The sequence below is a fragment of the Paenibacillus lacisediminis genome (genome assembly GCF_046567315.2).
On the sequence record NZ_JBKIAX020000028.1, the window covers coordinates 31,669 to 48,510 of the forward strand.

At 49.6% G+C, this 16,842-nt stretch carries 15 protein-coding genes and 2 pseudogenes; 12 read left to right on the plus strand and 5 right to left on the minus strand.

Going from position 1 to position 16,842, the window contains the following annotated elements; all coding sequences use genetic code 11:
* Nucleotides 1-6 precede the first annotated feature (6 nt).
* The 7 genes from frlD (at nt 7) to ACLD72_RS30850 (ending at nt 5,438) form a co-directional block, all read left to right on the plus strand.
* Nucleotides 7-789, plus strand: coding sequence for a fructoselysine 6-kinase (gene frlD / locus ACLD72_RS30820; protein WP_411003376.1), 783 nt, complete (start codon nt 7-9; stop codon nt 787-789).
* Nucleotides 790-883: 94 nt separating this feature from the next.
* The gene (locus tag ACLD72_RS30825; protein WP_458476498.1) at nt 884-1,693 is read left to right on the plus strand and encodes an amidohydrolase family protein; all 810 of its coding nucleotides are present in this window, start codon (nt 884-886) and stop codon (nt 1,691-1,693) included.
* Nucleotides 1,681-2,109 carry a secondary thiamine-phosphate synthase enzyme YjbQ gene (locus ACLD72_RS30830; protein ID WP_128632378.1) on the plus strand — a complete coding sequence of 143 codons (429 nt, stop codon included), beginning with the start codon at nt 1,681-1,683 and terminating at the stop codon, nt 2,107-2,109. The genes ACLD72_RS30825 and ACLD72_RS30830 overlap by 13 nt, the downstream gene beginning before the upstream one ends.
* Before the next feature lie 30 nt (nt 2,110-2,139).
* Nucleotides 2,140-2,982, plus strand: coding sequence for a sugar phosphate isomerase/epimerase family protein (locus tag ACLD72_RS30835; RefSeq protein WP_411003378.1), 843 nt, complete (start codon nt 2,140-2,142; stop codon nt 2,980-2,982).
* The gene (locus ACLD72_RS30840) at nt 2,979-3,392 is read left to right on the plus strand and encodes a cupin (protein ID WP_411003379.1); all 414 of its coding nucleotides are present in this window, start codon (nt 2,979-2,981) and stop codon (nt 3,390-3,392) included. Before ACLD72_RS30835 ends, ACLD72_RS30840 begins: the two co-directional genes overlap by 4 nt.
* A gap of 106 nt (nt 3,393-3,498) precedes the next feature.
* Nucleotides 3,499-4,083 (plus strand): TetR/AcrR family transcriptional regulator, encoded by a 585-nt coding sequence (locus ACLD72_RS30845; protein ID WP_411003380.1) that lies wholly within the window; start codon nt 3,499-3,501, stop codon nt 4,081-4,083.
* A 146-nt stretch (nt 4,084-4,229) separates the two neighbouring features.
* Nucleotides 4,230-5,438, plus strand: coding sequence for an MFS transporter (locus ACLD72_RS30850; protein WP_411003381.1), 1,209 nt, complete (start codon nt 4,230-4,232; stop codon nt 5,436-5,438).
* Nucleotides 5,439-6,246: 808 nt separating this feature from the next.
* Here ACLD72_RS30850 and ACLD72_RS30855 read toward each other — a convergent pair.
* Entirely contained in the window at nt 6,247-7,146 is a 900-nt protein-coding gene (locus tag ACLD72_RS30855) for a helix-turn-helix domain-containing protein (RefSeq protein WP_411003383.1), read from the minus strand.
* Between the two features lie 191 nt (nt 7,147-7,337).
* Here ACLD72_RS30855 and ACLD72_RS30860 point away from each other — a divergent pair, with 191 nt between their 5' ends.
* Nucleotides 7,338-9,989, plus strand: coding sequence for a family 78 glycoside hydrolase catalytic domain (locus ACLD72_RS30860; RefSeq protein WP_411003384.1), 2,652 nt, complete (start codon nt 7,338-7,340; stop codon nt 9,987-9,989).
* 100 nt (nt 9,990-10,089) lie between these two features.
* Here ACLD72_RS30860 and rbsB read toward each other — a convergent pair whose 3' ends face one another.
* From rbsB to ACLD72_RS30875, 3 genes are read right to left on the minus strand one after another with little or no spacing between them, the layout of a single operon-like run.
* A complete protein-coding gene (gene rbsB / locus ACLD72_RS30865) occupies nt 10,090-10,965 on the minus strand; it encodes a ribose ABC transporter substrate-binding protein RbsB (protein ID WP_411003401.1) in 876 nt (291 codons plus the stop codon).
* A 51-nt stretch (nt 10,966-11,016) separates the two neighbouring features.
* Complete coding sequence (locus ACLD72_RS30870; protein WP_411003385.1) at nt 11,017-11,931, minus strand: ABC transporter permease subunit; 915 nt, start codon at nt 11,929-11,931, stop codon at nt 11,017-11,019.
* On the minus strand, nt 11,928-13,415 hold the full coding sequence (locus ACLD72_RS30875) for a sugar ABC transporter ATP-binding protein (RefSeq protein ID WP_411003386.1): 1,488 nt from the start codon (nt 13,413-13,415) through the stop codon (nt 11,928-11,930). The genes ACLD72_RS30870 and ACLD72_RS30875 overlap by 4 nt, the downstream gene beginning before the upstream one ends.
* A 359-nt stretch (nt 13,416-13,774) precedes the next feature.
* Between ACLD72_RS30875 and ACLD72_RS30880 the strand changes: the two genes are divergently transcribed.
* The 4 genes and pseudogenes from ACLD72_RS30880 (at nt 13,775) to ACLD72_RS30895 (ending at nt 16,015) form a co-directional block, all read left to right on the plus strand.
* Complete coding sequence (locus ACLD72_RS30880; RefSeq protein WP_411003387.1) at nt 13,775-14,413, plus strand: GNAT family N-acetyltransferase; 639 nt, start codon at nt 13,775-13,777, stop codon at nt 14,411-14,413.
* A gap of 427 nt (nt 14,414-14,840) precedes the next feature.
* Complete coding sequence (locus ACLD72_RS30885) at nt 14,841-15,629, plus strand: nucleotidyltransferase domain-containing protein (protein WP_411003388.1); 789 nt, start codon at nt 14,841-14,843, stop codon at nt 15,627-15,629.
* A 55-nt stretch (nt 15,630-15,684) separates the two neighbouring features.
* Nucleotides 15,685-15,879: pseudogene (locus ACLD72_RS30890) on the plus strand (transposase); the annotation flags it as partial.
* Nucleotides 15,854-16,015, plus strand: coding sequence for a hypothetical protein (locus tag ACLD72_RS30895; protein WP_411003404.1), 162 nt, complete (start codon nt 15,854-15,856; stop codon nt 16,013-16,015). The pseudogene ACLD72_RS30890 and the gene ACLD72_RS30895, both read left to right, overlap by 26 nt.
* A 114-nt stretch (nt 16,016-16,129) precedes the next feature.
* On the opposite strand, the pseudogene ACLD72_RS30900 reads toward ACLD72_RS30895, so the two are convergent.
* A pseudogene (locus ACLD72_RS30900) lies at nt 16,130-16,642 on the minus strand (Rpn family recombination-promoting nuclease/putative transposase); the annotation flags it as partial.
* Nucleotides 16,643-16,842: the final 200 nt, after the last annotated feature.

Below are 16,842 nucleotides of genomic sequence, written 5' to 3' on the forward strand. Positions count from 1 at the left end.
GAGGGCGTGCGAATAGCGGGAGTTGGATTCAGCTGCGTGGATGTTTATGACCAATTGAACAGGATGTATCCAACCGGGAATAGTGTCGATTTTGTTATTCATATGCGCAGAATGGGAGTTCAGGCTTCCTTGGTTAGTGTGGTCGGGACGGATGCATACGGCGACATGATGATCGACATGCTGAAAACAGAGAAGATCGATGTATCCCATCTTAGCGTGCAGCAGGGCAGTACGGCGGTTTTCAAGATGGAGCTGAATGGGAACGATCGCGTGCACAAGGAAAAAATCGAAGGCGTTATGACGCATTTCGCCTTGAATGAGGATGACCGGCGGTTTATTGCGGAGCATGATGCACTCCACACCAACCTGTCCGGCAGGATCGAGCGGGAACTGCCTTATTTCCGGGAGCGGGGCGTCTCCATTGTGTTTGATTTCTCCACGCGAACGAAGAAGGATATTGCCGGTCCGATTTTGCCGGATGTGGATTACGCATTCTTCTCCTATACGGAGGAGGACGCGTATATTACGGAGTTCATCGCATGGGCGCAGGCGTTGGGGCCGCGTATCGTCATCGCGACGTTAGGGGAGCGCGGCAGTCTGGCTTATGACGGCAAGACGTTGTATCGCGGTCAGATCGTGCCTGTGGAGGTTGTCAACACGGTAGGGGCGGGAGATTCCTTCTGTGCCGGCTTCATGTATGGCGAACTGCAAGGCTGGTCCATTGCGGAATCGCTGAATCATGGCGCTCGAACGGCAGCCGGGGTTGTCACCAAATTCGAACCCTACTGAAACAGTACAGACCAGAGAAGAGGTGTTTTCTTTGATTATTGATGTGCACACACATCCAATTTTCCACAAGGCAATTTGCGGGGACAAAGAGACGTTGGAATATCGAAAACGGGAGTTCGGCATATTCAAACAGTCGCCAACTCCGGTCGAGTCGGTGCTTCAGGAGATGGACTACAATGGCGTAACGCGCTCCGTGCTGCTCCCGTTAGATTTGACGACCAGAAGCGGCGGCTGGATTGTCGCGAATGAAGAGGTGCGTACGCTGGTCGATCTTGCGCCGGACCGGTTTATCGGTTTTGCCAGCGTGGATCCGTATCGGGAGGATGCGGCAGAGGCGCTGGAGTACGCGTTCGTCCATCTGAAGCTGAGCGGCCTGAAGCTTCATCCTTCAAAGCAGAAATTTTACCCCGATGATGACAGGCTGAAGCCGCTCTACGAGATTTGCGTGAAATACGACAAACCGATCATGTTCCACGCGGGTATGAGCTGGGAGCCTGACGCTCCGGCCGTATATTCGCACCCGCTGCGTTTCGAGGAAGTGGCGATCGCGTATCCCGAGCTTCGCATATGCCTGGCGCATTTCGGCTGGCCATGGATTCAAGAGACGGTGATGCTGCTGCTGAAATATCCGAATGTGTTCACGGACACGTCATTGCTCCATATGGATAATGCGCTTGACTTCTATACGCAGATTTTCAAAGTGAACATGGGTCCGCTCTGGATAGAACGCAATCTGAGAGACAAGGTCATGTTCGGCACCAACACGCCCCGATTCAAGGCGAAGCGGCTTTTGCCGGCGCTTGAGGCGATGGCGTTCCGGCCGAAGACATTGCAGAAGATTCTGAGCGGCAACGCTGAGGTTTTCCTGGGAGAAAGGAGGAATGAGCGGCCGTGGTTAAATTAAAAACGCTTGTGCTCAGGTCAACAGCCGAATTTCAGATGATCAAAATTACGAGGGAGATTCAAAGTTTTGTGGAACAATGCGGCATAGTCAACGGTCTGGCGGCTGTTATCTCGGCACATACGACTACCGGCATTATGGTCAACGAAGGACTGGAATGCGTGGAGACGGATATCGAGGAATTGCTGGAACGTTTGGCTCCCAAGGATTGGCCATACGCTCATGCGCATTTCCTGCCGTCGTACGGCGCAACGGGCAGCAATTCTCCCTCGCATCTCAAGTCGATGATTTCCGGCAACAGCTGCATGTTCGTTGTGCAGGATGGGAAGCTGGTGTCGGGCGACGCCCAGGATGTGTATTTGGCCGAATTCGACGGTCCGAAGAGCAGGAAAGTTTACATTCAGGTTATCGGAGAGTAACTGTCACAAACAAAGGAGGAATCTGGTTATATGATACAACTCTCGCAAGTGGCTGCCGCAAACTATCATTATAAAAGGTATTCCCTGGAGTATTTCTTGAGTTCCGCCGCACGGTTGGGATTCCGCAATATTGAATTGTGGGCATCGGGTCCGCATTTCCATTTGGACTATTTTTCACTTCAAGACGTCAAAAATTTGCAGCAAAAAATAAAAGCACGCGGGTTAAAGGTGATCTGTTTGACCCCCGAGCAGTATGTCTATCCGGTCAGCATCAGCCATCCCGATCCGGAGTACCGCAAGCACAGCGTGGAGTTTTTTCGCCGCCATATTGAAGCCGCTTCGCTTCTGGAATGCGACCGAGTGCTGGTGACCACGGGGATTGCCTATTTGGACGCCGATGAGACGGAAACGTGGAAATGGTGCCGGGAATCTTTGAGCGAAATTTGCAAAACGGCGGAGAAAGAAGGAGTTTACCTTCCCGTGGAGGCGTTTACCAGCTTTTCCACGCACGTGTTTAACCGGGCCGAGCATATTTCCAGGATGATCAAAGAGGTCGGGAGCCCGTATTTGAAAGGGTTGGCGGACACGGATGTGATGGCAACGACAGGCAAGGATACGATCCATGACTTTATCAGGGAACTCGGGGATAATTTGAACCATGTTCATTTTGTAGACGGAAATCCCGGAGGGCATCTGGTTCCCGGTGAAGGCCGGCTCGATATGGTAGAGGCGTTGAAAGCGCTGAACGATATCGATTATAAGGGATACCTGGGCCTGGAATTGCTGGATAGAAGGTATATTTTGGACCCGGAAAAAGCGATGCGGGATTCGCTCGCGTGGTTTGAAAATGCGAAAGGAATGGTAAACCGATGAAGGCGGATATTTATACACATGAAGGCGAAGGCATCCAATGCGTGTACAAAAATGAGAAATGGCTGGTATGCATCAAAAACTGGAAACCGGATAACGATATCGCCGGCATTTATCGCCTGGAAGTCCATCGCGAAACCGATGAACAATTCATTTTGGTGAAAGGCAAAGCGATCCTGCTGGCAGCGGACCGGAAGGATGACAAGTTCGATATCGAACTGATCGAGATGGAACCGGGGAAGGTCTACAATATTCCTCAGGACACCTGGTTTTACACGATCATGCAAAAGGATACGGTAATGACGTATGTTCAAGACGCCAACACCACGAATGAAAACAGCGAATACTGCGAAATGAGCGAGGCCGAGTTAGCTTTTGTGAGAAAAAGCGCGCATGAAATATTGAATAAGTAAGAAACGCAAAAAGCCGATTCCTGCGGAGGGAATTGGCTTTTTGAAAAAAATACTGGACTATTCGTTCCGATTAATTTATACTTGTGTTGGAAAGGAGGCGGTACCTTTGGGACGGATTAAAGAATTTGACCGGGAGCAAGTGCTGCGCAAAGCAATGATCGTTTTTTGGGAAAAGGGATATGAGGGAACAAGCATCCCGGATTTGCTGGAATCCATGGGGCTAAGCCGATCCAGCTTGTACGAAACGTTTCAGGATAAACAAACGCTTTATTACGAGGCCATCCAATGTTACAAAAAAATGTCGCAAAAAAAACGCGATCTGATGATCCATGCCCCTTCTGCGATTGACGGAATCCGCCAGTATTTTGAGCTGCATATCACGAACGCATTTGCCGAACACGGCGATGCTTATCCGAACGGATGTCTGTTTACGAACGCATCGGTTGGCCTTGAAGCCGTGGATGAGCCATTGCAGAATACGATTCGCCACAGATTTACGGAATTGGAGCGGCTGTTTTATGAGACGTTAAAGAAAGGGCAAGAGGCGGGAGAAATCGCTCCCGACAAAGATATTAAAATGTTCGCGTACCTGCTGCTGAATCTCAACCATAGCATCAACGTGATGGCCAAGGTCCAAAGCGACAGCGCTAAAGTCCGCGATATGATGAACGCGGTTTTGGAGATGCTGTAAAGCTATTTTTTTTCGGTATATCGGAACGATTGTTCCTGAAAATGAAGCCCATTTACGAGTACATAGGGGAATGGGCAACCTGTTCTCATATTGGAACGAATATTCCAGTATTTCTGCATTATAACTTATAAAAAGGAGTGCTTTTCATGAATGTCATCGCAAAGAGCAGGTTGGAGGAGAATACCGCTTCGCCATGGATCACGCTGATTCTTGCTGTGGCCTGCGGTTTGATCGCGGCCAATCTATATTATACACAGCCTTTGGTAGAATCGATCAGTTCGGCCGTAGGGTTATCTTCGGGAGCCGCGGGTTTGATCGTCACGCTGACCCAAATCGGCTACGGGATCGGTTTGTTATTTATCGTTCCCTTGGGGGATCTGCTGGAGAACCGCAAGCTGGTGGTTACGCTGCTGATTTTGACGGCCATCGTATTGATCATCGCCGCTGAAGTCCGAAGCGCGGCGCTGTTTCTGGCCGCTTCCCTGTTGATCGGCGTCGGGTCCGTGGCGGCCCAGGTTCTGGTTCCCTATGCGGCTCACTTATCTCCAGAGGAGACACGGGGACGCAATGTAGGCAACGTTATGAGCGGTCTGTTATTGGGAATCATGCTGGCCCGTCCGGTTTCGAGTTTGGTGGAAAATTACTTCGGCTGGCACGCGATCTTTATTTTATCCTCCGGCATGCTTTTGGTGCTGGCTCTTGTTCTGGCCAAGGTACTTCCGGCAAGACGCCCGCAAACCACCGTCAACTATCCGGCGATCCTCTCATCGATGCTGCAGCTGCTGAAGACGACGCCAATTCTGCGGCGCCGGGCGCTTTATCACGCGTTTTTGTTCGGCATGTTCAGCCTGTTTTGGACCACGGTTCCGCTCGTTTTAACGAGTCCGGTGTTTCATTTTTCTTCAACAGGGGTTGCCCTGTTCGCTTTGGCGGGGGTATCCGGCGCGGCGGCGGCGCCTATCGCGGGGCGTCTGGCGGATAAGGGCCTGATCCGTGCGGCCACCGGATTGTCCATCGTGCTGGTGATTCTTTCCGGACTGTTGCCGATGCTGTTCGCCGGCGGTTCGATTCTCTCTATTGTTATCCTGGTGGCTGCCGCCATTTTGCTGGACATGGGCGTGTCCGCCAACATGGTACTCGGACAGCGCGCCATCTTCGCTTTGGGAGCGGAGGTCCGCAGCCGGCTGAACGGTCTCTATATGGCGATCTTTTTTGCCGGCGGTGCCATCGGTTCTGCGGTCGGGGGATGGGCTTACGCCGTGGGCGGCTGGAAGGCGGCGATGTGGGTTGGCGTTCTGTTTCCGGTCTTGGCTTTGCTGTACTTTTTCACGGAAAAAAGGGGAGTGCGCGGCTGAACGTTCTTTCTTACAACAGAGCTGAGCGCTGCTGGAATGAGTTCTTCGTGCGGATGCTGTGGAGGTTACGAAATAGTGGTAAAAAAGGGCCCTATTGTCGTCAAAGAAGTGAGTTTAGCCCCAATAGAGGAATTTTTTACCGCTATTATTGGTGAGCTGGGGCGAAAAGGGGCGTTTTCCCACCTTGCTAACAAAATAGGATCCAAAAGTTCCGCTATTTGGCGGGCAAGGGGGAAAGCCGCCAATATAGCGCCATAAATTACCGTTATTTACAGCCAGTCGAAGTCTGGAACCCCAGGAGGTCACTCCCTTCATCTCAAAGGACCGCCAGAGCTAATATTCTCTGGCGGTTTTCGATTACTGACTATCTTTCGTCACCAGCTTAATCTCGACTGGCACATATTTTTCCACGGACTTGCCGCTGAGTATATCGGCTGCGGTTTGTACCGCTTTCTGGCCGATATTAAAGAAAAGCTAAAGTAATTGTAGTTTTTCAAGATACCCGCCCTATTTCCTCAATGAATTGTTAAGGAAACGATATACGGAAATCTCGGTGCCATTTTTTAATAGTGAGGAAGAATTTTTGACCACGAGAATTACTCGGTGCAAGTATAATAATTCATCCAACCTGCTTGGCGCAGCCATCAAAGCCCAAATGGAAAAAGACAAATTAATGAACGTGGGGAGTACAACAAAATAGGATGGTATCCGTTAAAACCAAGGAGCTAAGCGACCTGTTTTCGCCTAACTCTTTGGTTTTTTTACAGTCACAAAGTGTTCGAAAAAATGAAAGCATGTTCATTCGATTCTAATCGATTACAGCCTGATGGTTTGAACCTGCGAAAACAACCTTACGATATTGTTTCGGGGTGGTGCCGATTTTTTTCTTAAACAGCCGGTGAAAAAATTTCAAGTCGGCATAACCGACCGCGGCGGCAACCTCCCCTACGCTGCTGCGGCCTCCGGTCAGCAAACGGCACGCGGCGTCCATACGGATGCTCTGCACGTAGTTGGTAAAGTTCATGCCGGTTTGACGCTGGAACAGGCGGCTGAATTGCCGCTCGCTAAGATTCACTTTGGCGGCGAGTTCGCCAAGCTTAAGATCGGTGGCATAATTATGGTTAATATAGGTGATGGCTTCGTCGACGGTCAGCCATTGCGGGCGGTCCCCGGCAGGCGTGCCGAGCTGCAGCCGGTGCCGGTACAAGCCTGCCAATATCCGCACCACGAGGGAGGCGAGCACAGCCAAATATCCCGGCGGTTTTGCCGAGAATTCACGATACATCTCGCGGAACATAGCCTGATATTCTCCGGTGGCATCTTTCATGGATAACCAGGGCAAGCGTTCGTCGGTAAATAATTCACAAATGTCTGCGGCTTGGGGAAATCCAGCCCGTAACTCCGTTAGGTACAAGACCGGAAATAAACAGTTGTATACGATAAGAGGACGGTCTCTCTTCAGCGTCTTCGGCCGAAACACATGGCTGCGTCCAACCGGAATGAAGAACAGGGTCCCATGCTCGACAGGAACGGCCTCCCCATCGATGTAGTGGACGCCCGCTCCTTCGCTGACGTAAGTAACCTCAACAAATTCATGGGAATGCTCGGTCAATTCGAACGTTTCGGAAGCCCGATTCACATAGATCGGGACCCCCGGTTCGAAAAAGCTTTCTCCCGACATCACATAAGAGCTGCGTCTGACACTCATGCTTTTTGCTGCCCCTCTCGCATGGTTTGTTCGGTCTGGCTCCATCATACGAAACCGGTTGCAAAATGTCCAGATCCGCCTATAAAAATGTCGGAAACATCCCCTGATTGAGATAGCTCCGCCCCGTACAATAGACGTAATGATGCCACCTGTCAAGGTAAGGGATCAATAAATAAAGAGGAGCGATACCAATGACCCATTTTACAGTTTCCGACCTTAGCGTCAATTATCGAAATAATCCCGTGGGAATCGACGATTTGAGGCCCCGGCTCAGTTGGCGGATCAGTGCGGAAACCAGAGGTTTTGTGCAAAACGCCTATCAGGTCCAAGTGGCTTACGATCCCGATTTTGGCACGGAAATCGTCTGGGACTCCGCAAAAGTGAAGTCGAATCGTAGTGTTCATATTGAATATCAGGGCCCTGCGTTAAAGTCTCGTACCCGCTATTATTTCAGAGTGCGCGTGTGGGACCGCCAAGGGAACGTATCGGCATGGAGCGCCCCCGCTTACTGGGAAACCGCATTTTTGTCGGCCCGGGAATGGCAGGCAAGCTGGATCACGGCGCCGCCGCGCCGCGCCGAGTCGAGTGACGAACCTTGCGATTATATGCGCACAGGCTTTACCCTGCCGGGCAACGTGGTTTCAGCGCGGGTATACGCGACTTCTCTCGGCTTGTATCGGCTATATGTCAACGGCGTTCCGGCGGATGACACGCTGTTTAGTCCCGGATGGACCAGCTATAACAAACGGCTGCAGTATCAAACCTATGACGTGACGTCGCTCCTCTCCGCAGGCGAAAACGTGCTTGGCTGCCTTCTGGGAAACGGGTGGTATAAAGGGGATTTGGCCTGGGGAGGTAAAAAAGAGTTCTTCGGCAAAACTCGCGCCGCGCTGATCCAGTTGCATGTGACATTGTCCGACGGCTCCGAACGGATCATCGTTTCGGACGGGAACTGGCGTGTTTCATCAGGACCGCTTCGGATGTCGGAATTGTATCATGGTGAAACCTATGACGCCAGACTGGAGATGGACGGGTGGTCTTCTCCCGGATTTGCGGATCAGGATTGGGCAAAGGTGATGATTACGAATCCTCCAGAATCCGCATTAGTTGCCCAAGAAAACGAACCGGCCAGGATTATCGAAACCATCAAGCCTGCCGTGGTCCTAACCACACCTAAAGGAGAGACCGTGCTCGATATGGGACAGAACATGGTTGGGTGGATAAGGTTCACGGTGCGCGCCGATTCCGGAACGGTCGTTACCTTGCAGCATGCGGAGGTTTTGGACCGCGATGGAAATTTTTATACCGGAAATCTGCGCTCGGCCAAGCAGACGATTACTTATACATGCCGGGGCGGCGAAGCGGAAACATTTGAACCGCACTTATCCTTCCAAGGATTTCGTTATGTGAAAGTGACCGGTGTACCGCAAGATCAATTGCTGGAGCAATTCATCGGCTGCGTCATTCATACCGACTTGGAGCCAACCGGCAGCTTCCGCTGCTCGGACGACCTGGTGAATCAGCTTCAGCACAACATCTTATGGGGACAGAAGGGCAATTTCCTGGATATCCCGACAGACTGCCCGCAGCGCGATGAAAGATTGGGCTGGACGGGGGACGCGCAAGTCTTTATTCGCACCGCCGCTTTTAATATGAACGTCGTTCCGTTTTTTGAGAAATGGCTAAAGGATCTGGCCGCAGATCAAGAGGCTGACGGAAGGGTTCCGCATGTTATTCCCGACGTGCCGATTGCCGGGTATGGATCTGCCGCTTGGGGGGACGCTGCCGTCATTTGTCCTTGGACGTTATATCAATGTTATGGGGATATTCGCGTCCTGGAAACGCAATATCCAAGCATGAAAGCTTGGGTTGAGTATATTCGGGCCCAAGGCGATGACGAGTTTCTGTGGAATACCGGATTTCACTTCGGAGATTGGCTTGGCTTGGATGCCAAAGAGAACAGCTACATCGGGGCGACGCCAAAGGATTTGATCGCTACCGCGTTCTATGCCTACTCGACAGAGTTGCTGGCCAAAACCGCGGCTGTGCTAGGCAAAAATGAAGATGCGAAAGCGTATGAAGGGCTGTACGAAAATATAGTTCTGGCATTCCGTAAGGAGTTCGTCACGCCGAAAGGACGGGTAGCTTCTCCAACGCAAACCGCCTACGTATTGGCCCTCATGTTCGATTTATTGGAGGAACAGGATCGTCCTCGCGCGGCCAAGATGTTAGCTGAGCATATCGAAGAAAACGGGACACACCTGACGACCGGATTTGTTGGCACGCCTTATCTGTGCTTGGTACTTTCGCGGTTCGGTTATACGGATCTGGCGTACCGGCTGGTGCTGCAAAAGGAATATCCGTCCTGGCTGTATTCCGTGATCCAAGGGGCGACCACGATCTGGGAACACTGGGACGGCATCAAACAGGACGGCTCGTTCTGGAGCGACGATATGAACTCTTACAACCATTACGCTTATGGCGCCATCGGGGATTGGCTCTATCGCGTTGTTGGCGGCATCGATTTGCTTGAGCCGGGGTACAAGAAAATACGAATCCAGCCGCAGATCGGCGAACAGTTCTCATGGGCTGAAGCTTCTCTCGATTCCGTATATGGAACCATAAAGGTAGCTTGGAGCAAACAGAATCAGGGTACGGTGAAGATGGATGTAGTTATTCCTGCGAATACGACGGCGGAAGTCATCATTGCAACGAGTGAGCGCGGGCGTGTTTTGGAAAGCGGGAAGTCGTTAGACCAAACCGAAGGTCTGCTTGCAGTGGAGCAAACCACTCATGGCCATACGCTACTAGCTGGGTCCGGAAGTTATAGCTTTACGTTCTAGTCATTGCCGCTTCTTATTAGTAAAGGTCAACCGGTGCATGGTTGACCTTTACGTTTTTTATAAAATAATTACTGTTGGCTATTTCTATCAGAGTTCCTTCTTACTGAATCAGTTTGATCGCGACCGGTACATATTTTTCCACGGACTTGCCGCTGAGTATATCGGCTGCGGTTTGTACCGCTTTCTGGCCGATCAGGTCGAATTGCTGCGCGATCGTAGCGGAAAGTTTGCCCTCCTTGATCGCTTTAAGCGCGTCCGCGCTTCCGTCGAAGCCAATGACTACGATGTTTTTGCCCGAGCTGGCAACTGCTTCGACCGCTCCCAGCGCCATTTCATCGTTTTGCGCGAATACCGCCTGGATATTGGGGTTACCCTGGAGCAGATTTTCCATGACGTTCAGGCCTTTGGTGCGGTCAAAATCGGCTGCCTGTTTGACAACGACATTAAGCTTGCTGTCCGCGAGGGAATGAAAGCCTTCACCGCGTTCCCGGGCGGCGGAGGTTCCCGGTATGCCTTCCAGCTCGGCGACGATCGCCCCCTCACCCAGTGTATCGATGATGTACTGTGCCGCCATTTTGCCTCCACCTACGTTGTCGGAAGCGATGAGTGAGGCGACATCGCCCTTGTCCGCTGAGCGGTCGATGGTGATCACCGGAATGCCGATGGCGTTGGCGTTTTGGACCGCCGCCGAAATGGCGGAGGAATCGGTGGGGTTGATAAGCAAAGCATCGACACCTTTTTGGAGCAGATCCTCGACGTCATTATTCTGTTTGGCCGAGTCGTTTTGGGCGTCCACTACAATAACCTCAAATCCTTGTTTGTCGGCCTCTTGCACGACCATATCCTTTAAGTAGACGAAGAAGGGGTTGTTCAAGGTGGACATGGAGAGTCCAAGCTTGACATGATTCAAGTCCTTTTTGCCGCCCGTTTTGGCCCAGGAGGGCGGCTCCAGCGAGCAGCCGGAGAGCAGCAGCATGATCAAGGCGGCTATCAGAAGATAAGGAATTTTTCTCAATTTCGCATCCCCCTATATTGCTTTCTTTCGGTCCATCAGAACCGCGACCAGAATGACGATGCCTTTGACGACCGCTTGATAAAACGAGGAGACGCCAAGCAAATTTAACCCGTTATTCAGGGTGCCGATAATCAGGGCGCCAACCAGGGTTCCGACAATGCGGCCGCGTCCGCCGGACAAACTGGTGCCTCCGAGAACAACCGCGGCGATGGCATCAAGCTCGTAGGAGCTGCCGGCGGTCGGCTGGGCCGAATCGAGCCTGGAGGCAAGGATGGCTCCGGATAACGCCGCCAAAAAGCCCGTTAACGAGTAGACCATGATTTTGATGCGCTGGACCTTAATGCCGGAGATAATGGACGCTTTTTCGTTTCCGCCGATGGCATAGGTTTTGCGTCCGAACGACGTTTTGTTCAGCAGCACCCAGAGCAAAGCGAACATGATCGCCATAGTGATGGCCGGAACGGGGATCCCCAGAAAATAGCCGCGCCCGAACATTTGGAACGTCAAACTGTCGCCGAGGCCCGTGATCGGATTTCCTTCCGTAAAGACCATGGTAAGCCCGCGGTAAATCGTCATGGTGGCCAAGGTGACGATAAACGGCGCCATTTTGCCTTTCGTAATGAACACGCCGTTCACAGCTCCGAGCCCGGCTCCGAGCAAACAGGAGGTTCCGATGGCGATTAGGGGATTTACGCCGCCGACGATCATACCGGCCATGATCGCGCTGGAAAGCGCCAGCGTCGAGCCGACCGAAAGATCGATGCCGCCCGTCAGGATGACGAAGGTCATACCGAAAGCGATCAAGGCATTGATGGCCACCTGGCGCAGCAAATTTAAAATGTTAAGCGGTTCTAAAAAAGCCGGGTTCAAGACGGTAACAACGATAACGAGAATGATCAGCCCCAGCATCGGACCAAGCTTCTTCATATTCCATTCCCCCCTGCGGCGAAAGTCATAATTTTCTCCTGCGTGGCCTCCGAACCTGCCAATTCTCCGGCGATTCGCCCTTCATGGATCACGAGGATTCTGTCGCTCATCCCGAGGATTTCCGGGAGTTCCGAAGAGACCATAATAATGGCTACGCCTCTCTCCGTCAGCTCGTTCATAAGCTGGTAAATCTCGCGTTTGGCCCCGACGTCCACGCCTCTTGTCGGCTCGTCGAGGATCAGCACCCCAGGGCCGATGCCGATCCATTTGGCAATAACTACTTTCTGCTGGTTTCCTCCGGAAAGATTTCTTACCGGGGTTTCGAGCGATTCCGTTTTGATATGCAGCCGGGCTGTTAGCAGCTCGACAAAAGACCTCTCTTTGCTCTTGTCGATCAATCCTTTGCGGTTAAGGCTGAACAGGCTGGGAAGAACCATGTTTTCCCTTACGGAAAAATCCAGAACAAGGCCTTCATCTTTACGGTTTTCGGTAATAAATCCGATGCCCAGTTTGACCGCGTCAGGCGGATTTTTAATATGTACAGCCTGATGATTCAGAAGGATTTCGCCGGTGTCGAGCCTGTCAAGACCGTATAGAGCCCGCATGATTTCCGTTCGCCCGGCGCCCAACAAACCCGAGATGCCGAGGATTTCACCGGATCGCACTGCAAAATGGACTCCATGAAAAACCCCGTTCCTGGAGGCGTTTTTGACTTCCAGGACGACCGGACCAGGCGCAGCGCGGCGTTTGGGGAAACGATCGGTCAATTCGCGTCCAACCATTTTTCGCACGACTTCTTCAAAGCCGGTTTCGGAAACCGGCTTCGTGTCGACGGTGATGCCGTCACGCATTACCGTAACCCGGTCGCCAATTTCAAAAATTTCCTCCATCCGGTGCGAAATGTATACGATAGACACGCCTTCTCTTTTGAGCGCTCCGATGATCTCGAATAATTTCCGGGTTTCTTTTTCCGTGAGCGCGGCCGTCGGTTCGTCCATAATCATCACTTGGGCTTTCGTCATCAGCGCTTTGCAAATTTCGATCATTTGCTGCTGTCCAACCGAACAATTCCCGGCAGCCTGATCCAGAGGGAGTGAGAGGGAGAGTTTGCTCATTTGCTCTTCTGCTAGCGCTTTCATTTTCTTTTGATTTAAAAACCCCCAACCGTTAGTTTCCTCCTTGCCGACAAACAGGTTTTCCAGCACGGTCATTTCCGGCCAGATATTCAGTTCCTGGTGAATAAACACGATTCCGTTATCCTCCGCTTCACGCGGATGGGTGAAGGAGGCTTCTTTTCCGTCAATGAGGATAATCCCATCGTCCCGCGTGTGGATGCCGGTTAAGATGTTCATCAGCGTGGATTTGCCCGCCCCGTTTTCCCCCATCAACGCATGAACTTCACCTTCGAGCAACTCAAAATCCACGCCAGCCAGTACGCGACTCGCTCCGAATGATTTATGAATGTCTTTCATTCTGATATGCAACCATGTTCACCTCTCGTCGCCTTTCATTTTGAAGATAGTTTAGTTAGATAAACTTAACAAACCTAATTTATAGTGTTGTTCTCCTCCTCCTGAAACCATGAATATGTTGTTATATGCTGTCCTAGAACAAGAAAAAAGCGTTGTTTATAGCTTTTTTAGCTAAAAAAATGAATTTTCTAGCGGAATAACATTAAATAATATGTAAACATGAACTAAACAATTGTGAAGGTGATTATGGGCACAAGGCGACGATCTTCTAGAGAATGGGAAGCGATTAGACCCAAATACTTGACTCTCCCCTAAAGGGGAGACATTAAACTCAATTTTGTAAGCTAATCAATTAAAAGGAGGAAGTCAAAATGAACTTGGATATCAGGGACGTTAGAAGCGAGGATATCGAACCTATTAAATCGATCATTTCCAATACGTGGAACGCGAAGAGGTTTATCGAGGATGAAGACGTCATAAATGCAGCCGTTACAATGATGTTCGTTGGCCTCGTATTGAACAAAAGCACTTTTGGAAGAGTGGCTACATTAGATGGGGAAGTTATTGGTGTCATTTTTGGTTCAAGAGTAGGTGAAACAGCATCCTATAGATTATTGCAAGAGGATTATACAAGTGAATTACTACAACTCTTAAATCTAAATGACATGGAACGAAAACTATTTGTTGAACTCACGTCCATGACTAATGAGGCATACAGCAAGTTAATTAGAGGAAAAGAACATGAGTTTCAGGGCTGCTTAGAATTCTTTGCTGTTTCTGAAGAAGCTAGAGGAAAAAAGATAGGGAAAAAATTATTTAATGAGCTTATCTCTTACTTAAGAGATACAAAAGCAAATAAAATTTATGTGTATACAGACACAATGTGTAACTATGGATTTTATGACCATAATGGATTTGTCCGTCTGGATGAAGAAGTAACTGTATATAATCTACCTACGGGCAAATTTGAAAATACAAATTTTATTTATGAATACAGGCCTGTTGATTAACCACTAAATGGTAGCAAAAGAGTCGTCAACTCGGTAAAATGTTTGTACCCCTAGAAACCAACTGTCCAAAGAAAATAAAGTGTTGGTCTGAAAAATAAAGTATTTTCTTAGTGCTTAAGTTAAGATAAGTCCCCGGTTTAAGCACTACATGCTACCCACGTACGTTCTTTAATAGGTGATTGGAAATGGAATATAATGAGGAGGACGTAGCCCAAGCGAAGGTGCGGGAGCGTTCTTTTTATTGAACTAACGGGCAGTTTAACTCAACTATTAGTCTCAATAATGCGTCTTAAATGTTACTTTCTCATGAGAGGAGTTGCATTGAAGGGTGATTTTATTAAGAAATTTTTGACACCGTATTTTTAAAGGTGTTATATTGGCGTAATGCCCATTAGCATGGGTCTATTTTCGAGAGGTGGTAAGCCATATGTTACCTATTCACCAGCAATTCATTAATCAAGCTATGGAAAGAATCCGTCAGGATAGTCGCCTCACGGGGCTACTTGTCGGTGGTTCCGTCATTCGCGGGACCGTGGATGCTTACAGCGATCTAGATTTGATCGTTGTATATGATACTACATTCAAGGAAGAGATAATGGAGCAACGCATTCGAATCGCCAATTCGTTTGGCAGCCTGCTTTCAGCCTTCACCGGCGAGCATGTCGGTGAACCTCGATTGGTAATCTGTCTGTATGGGCCTCAGCCGCTCCATGTCGACTTAAAGTTCATCTCCTCCTCGGAGCTGGCAGTACGAGTCGAGAATCCGCTCGTGCTTTGGGATCGCGACAATTCGCTACGTTCAATCATCAACGAGACATCACCTTCGTACCCTACTCCTACTACTCAATGGATGGAGGATCGATTCTGGGTATGGGTGCATTATGGAGCAACGAAGTTAGGCAGAGGCGAATTATTCGAGTTCATTGATTTGCTCTCTTATATACGAAGTGTCGTGCTTGGGCCCCTAATTCTTATGAGTATCGGGCATATTCCGTCTGGAGTACGTAGGCTTGAGCAATATGCCGCTCACGAAATGGAAGAGCTTAAAGAGACGCTTCCGCTCCACAACGCCTCAAGCTGTTACCATGCACTGAAGGTCTCTATAGCGATCTATAGAAGATTGCGTCAAGATACCGAAGGACTGATACGCAAGGTAGAAGCTGAGCAAGCTGCGATAGCATATCTCGATTCGGTATACGATAGCGTGCGCAAATGATATCTTGCTGCTAAGATGTATTGGAATGTTTCCTGATCGGTAACAGCATTAGTCACTTATGTCCTTCCCTATCATGAGTGAATCTATGGCCTGTACATTTATCGGCGCTATTGGTGATATTGAACGTTTCTCAACATATTTAGAGCTTAAAAAGTACCTTGGTGTAGCTGCGGAGAATAAAATCTCGGGAACATCCGTTTTTAAGAGTAGGCAGACATACGAGGGTGTTAGAGATACTCGCAGAGTTCTTTTACTCGGATCCTGAACCGGCTGGCGAGATCAAGAAAAACGATGGTCCTTGGACGGTGGAGGAATTGATTAAAACCGTTCCTGAAAATTTATTGAAAGATTATGCGTCCATCGCCACGCGTAATGAATGGGCTTAGTTTAGCAGCGAGTTTTAATATCAAGAAGCCGACGCTCCGAGGTTCATACTTTTGGATATTTAAAAAATCAACGTCTTGCCTTTATTCAAAAAGGCAAGACGTTGATTTTGCGAATTATTGAGTGGACTTTAAAGATTCGACTTCATCCTTCGTTAATCCGCTCGCTTTCACGATGATGGAAACCTCAATGCCCATGGCCAGCATGTTCTTGGCAATTTCCATGGCTTTCTTTTGTTCCCCCTTCGCCATACCTCTATCCGTTGCCCACTCAATCATGGACGCTTCGTCATGTAAGTATTTCTGGCGCTCCTCGTATTTGCGGCGGGCTTCCCGATCCAGTCTCAAAAACTCCAGCGTATCCATCGCTTTCTTCAAGTTTGGCTCATTCAACTTCAGCACCTCCCAGTTCGATTTGTCGGCACTCTTTAGGAAAAGCAGCCAGTTCACCAAACCGCCCTCCATCGAAATCGACTGATCATCCAGTTTGGATAATTCCATAACATGTACTTCAATGTCTTCGCATAGCTCAAGACCCGTGTGATCCTCCCGCAAATGATAGACATTATGATACCGGTCGTTGGTAATGGCCGTGAAATTCAAGATATTGATTGTAACGAATTTTTTCAGTCAAGGTTCAGTCGTCAATTTGACATTCAACTCCATTTCTTTTATTGTATCACAATTTAGGCAAACAAAAAGCCGCTCCAATACGGCAGCCAGATAAAGGCTCGTATTACAGCGGCATGTGCTTCACACCAGTAAAATTATGGTTAAAGTATACCCGATTATTATGAATACCGCAACTAGCTGCATACTATAAAACCTCT

Coding starts and splice junctions, on each gene's coding strand:
- ACLD72_RS30870 (WP_411003385.1), bottom strand. CDS start 11,931: ATGAAGAAGCTTGGTCCGATGCTGGGGCTGATCATTCTCGTTATCGTT.
- ACLD72_RS30835 (WP_411003378.1), top strand. CDS start 2,140: ATGATACAACTCTCGCAAGTGGCTGCCGCAAACTATCATTATAAAAGG.
- ACLD72_RS30860 (WP_411003384.1), top strand. CDS start 7,338: ATGACCCATTTTACAGTTTCCGACCTTAGCGTCAATTATCGAAATAAT.
- ACLD72_RS30880 (WP_411003387.1), top strand. CDS start 13,775: ATGAACTTGGATATCAGGGACGTTAGAAGCGAGGATATCGAACCTATT.
- rbsB (WP_411003401.1), bottom strand. CDS start 10,965: ATGCTGCTGCTCTCCGGCTGCTCGCTGGAGCCGCCCTCCTGGGCCAAA.
- ACLD72_RS30850 (WP_411003381.1), top strand. CDS start 4,230: ATGAATGTCATCGCAAAGAGCAGGTTGGAGGAGAATACCGCTTCGCCA.
- ACLD72_RS30855 (WP_411003383.1), bottom strand. CDS start 7,146: ATGAGTGTCAGACGCAGCTCTTATGTGATGTCGGGAGAAAGCTTTTTC.
- ACLD72_RS30885 (WP_411003388.1), top strand. CDS start 14,841: ATGTTACCTATTCACCAGCAATTCATTAATCAAGCTATGGAAAGAATC.
- ACLD72_RS30840 (WP_411003379.1), top strand. CDS start 2,979: ATGAAGGCGGATATTTATACACATGAAGGCGAAGGCATCCAATGCGTG.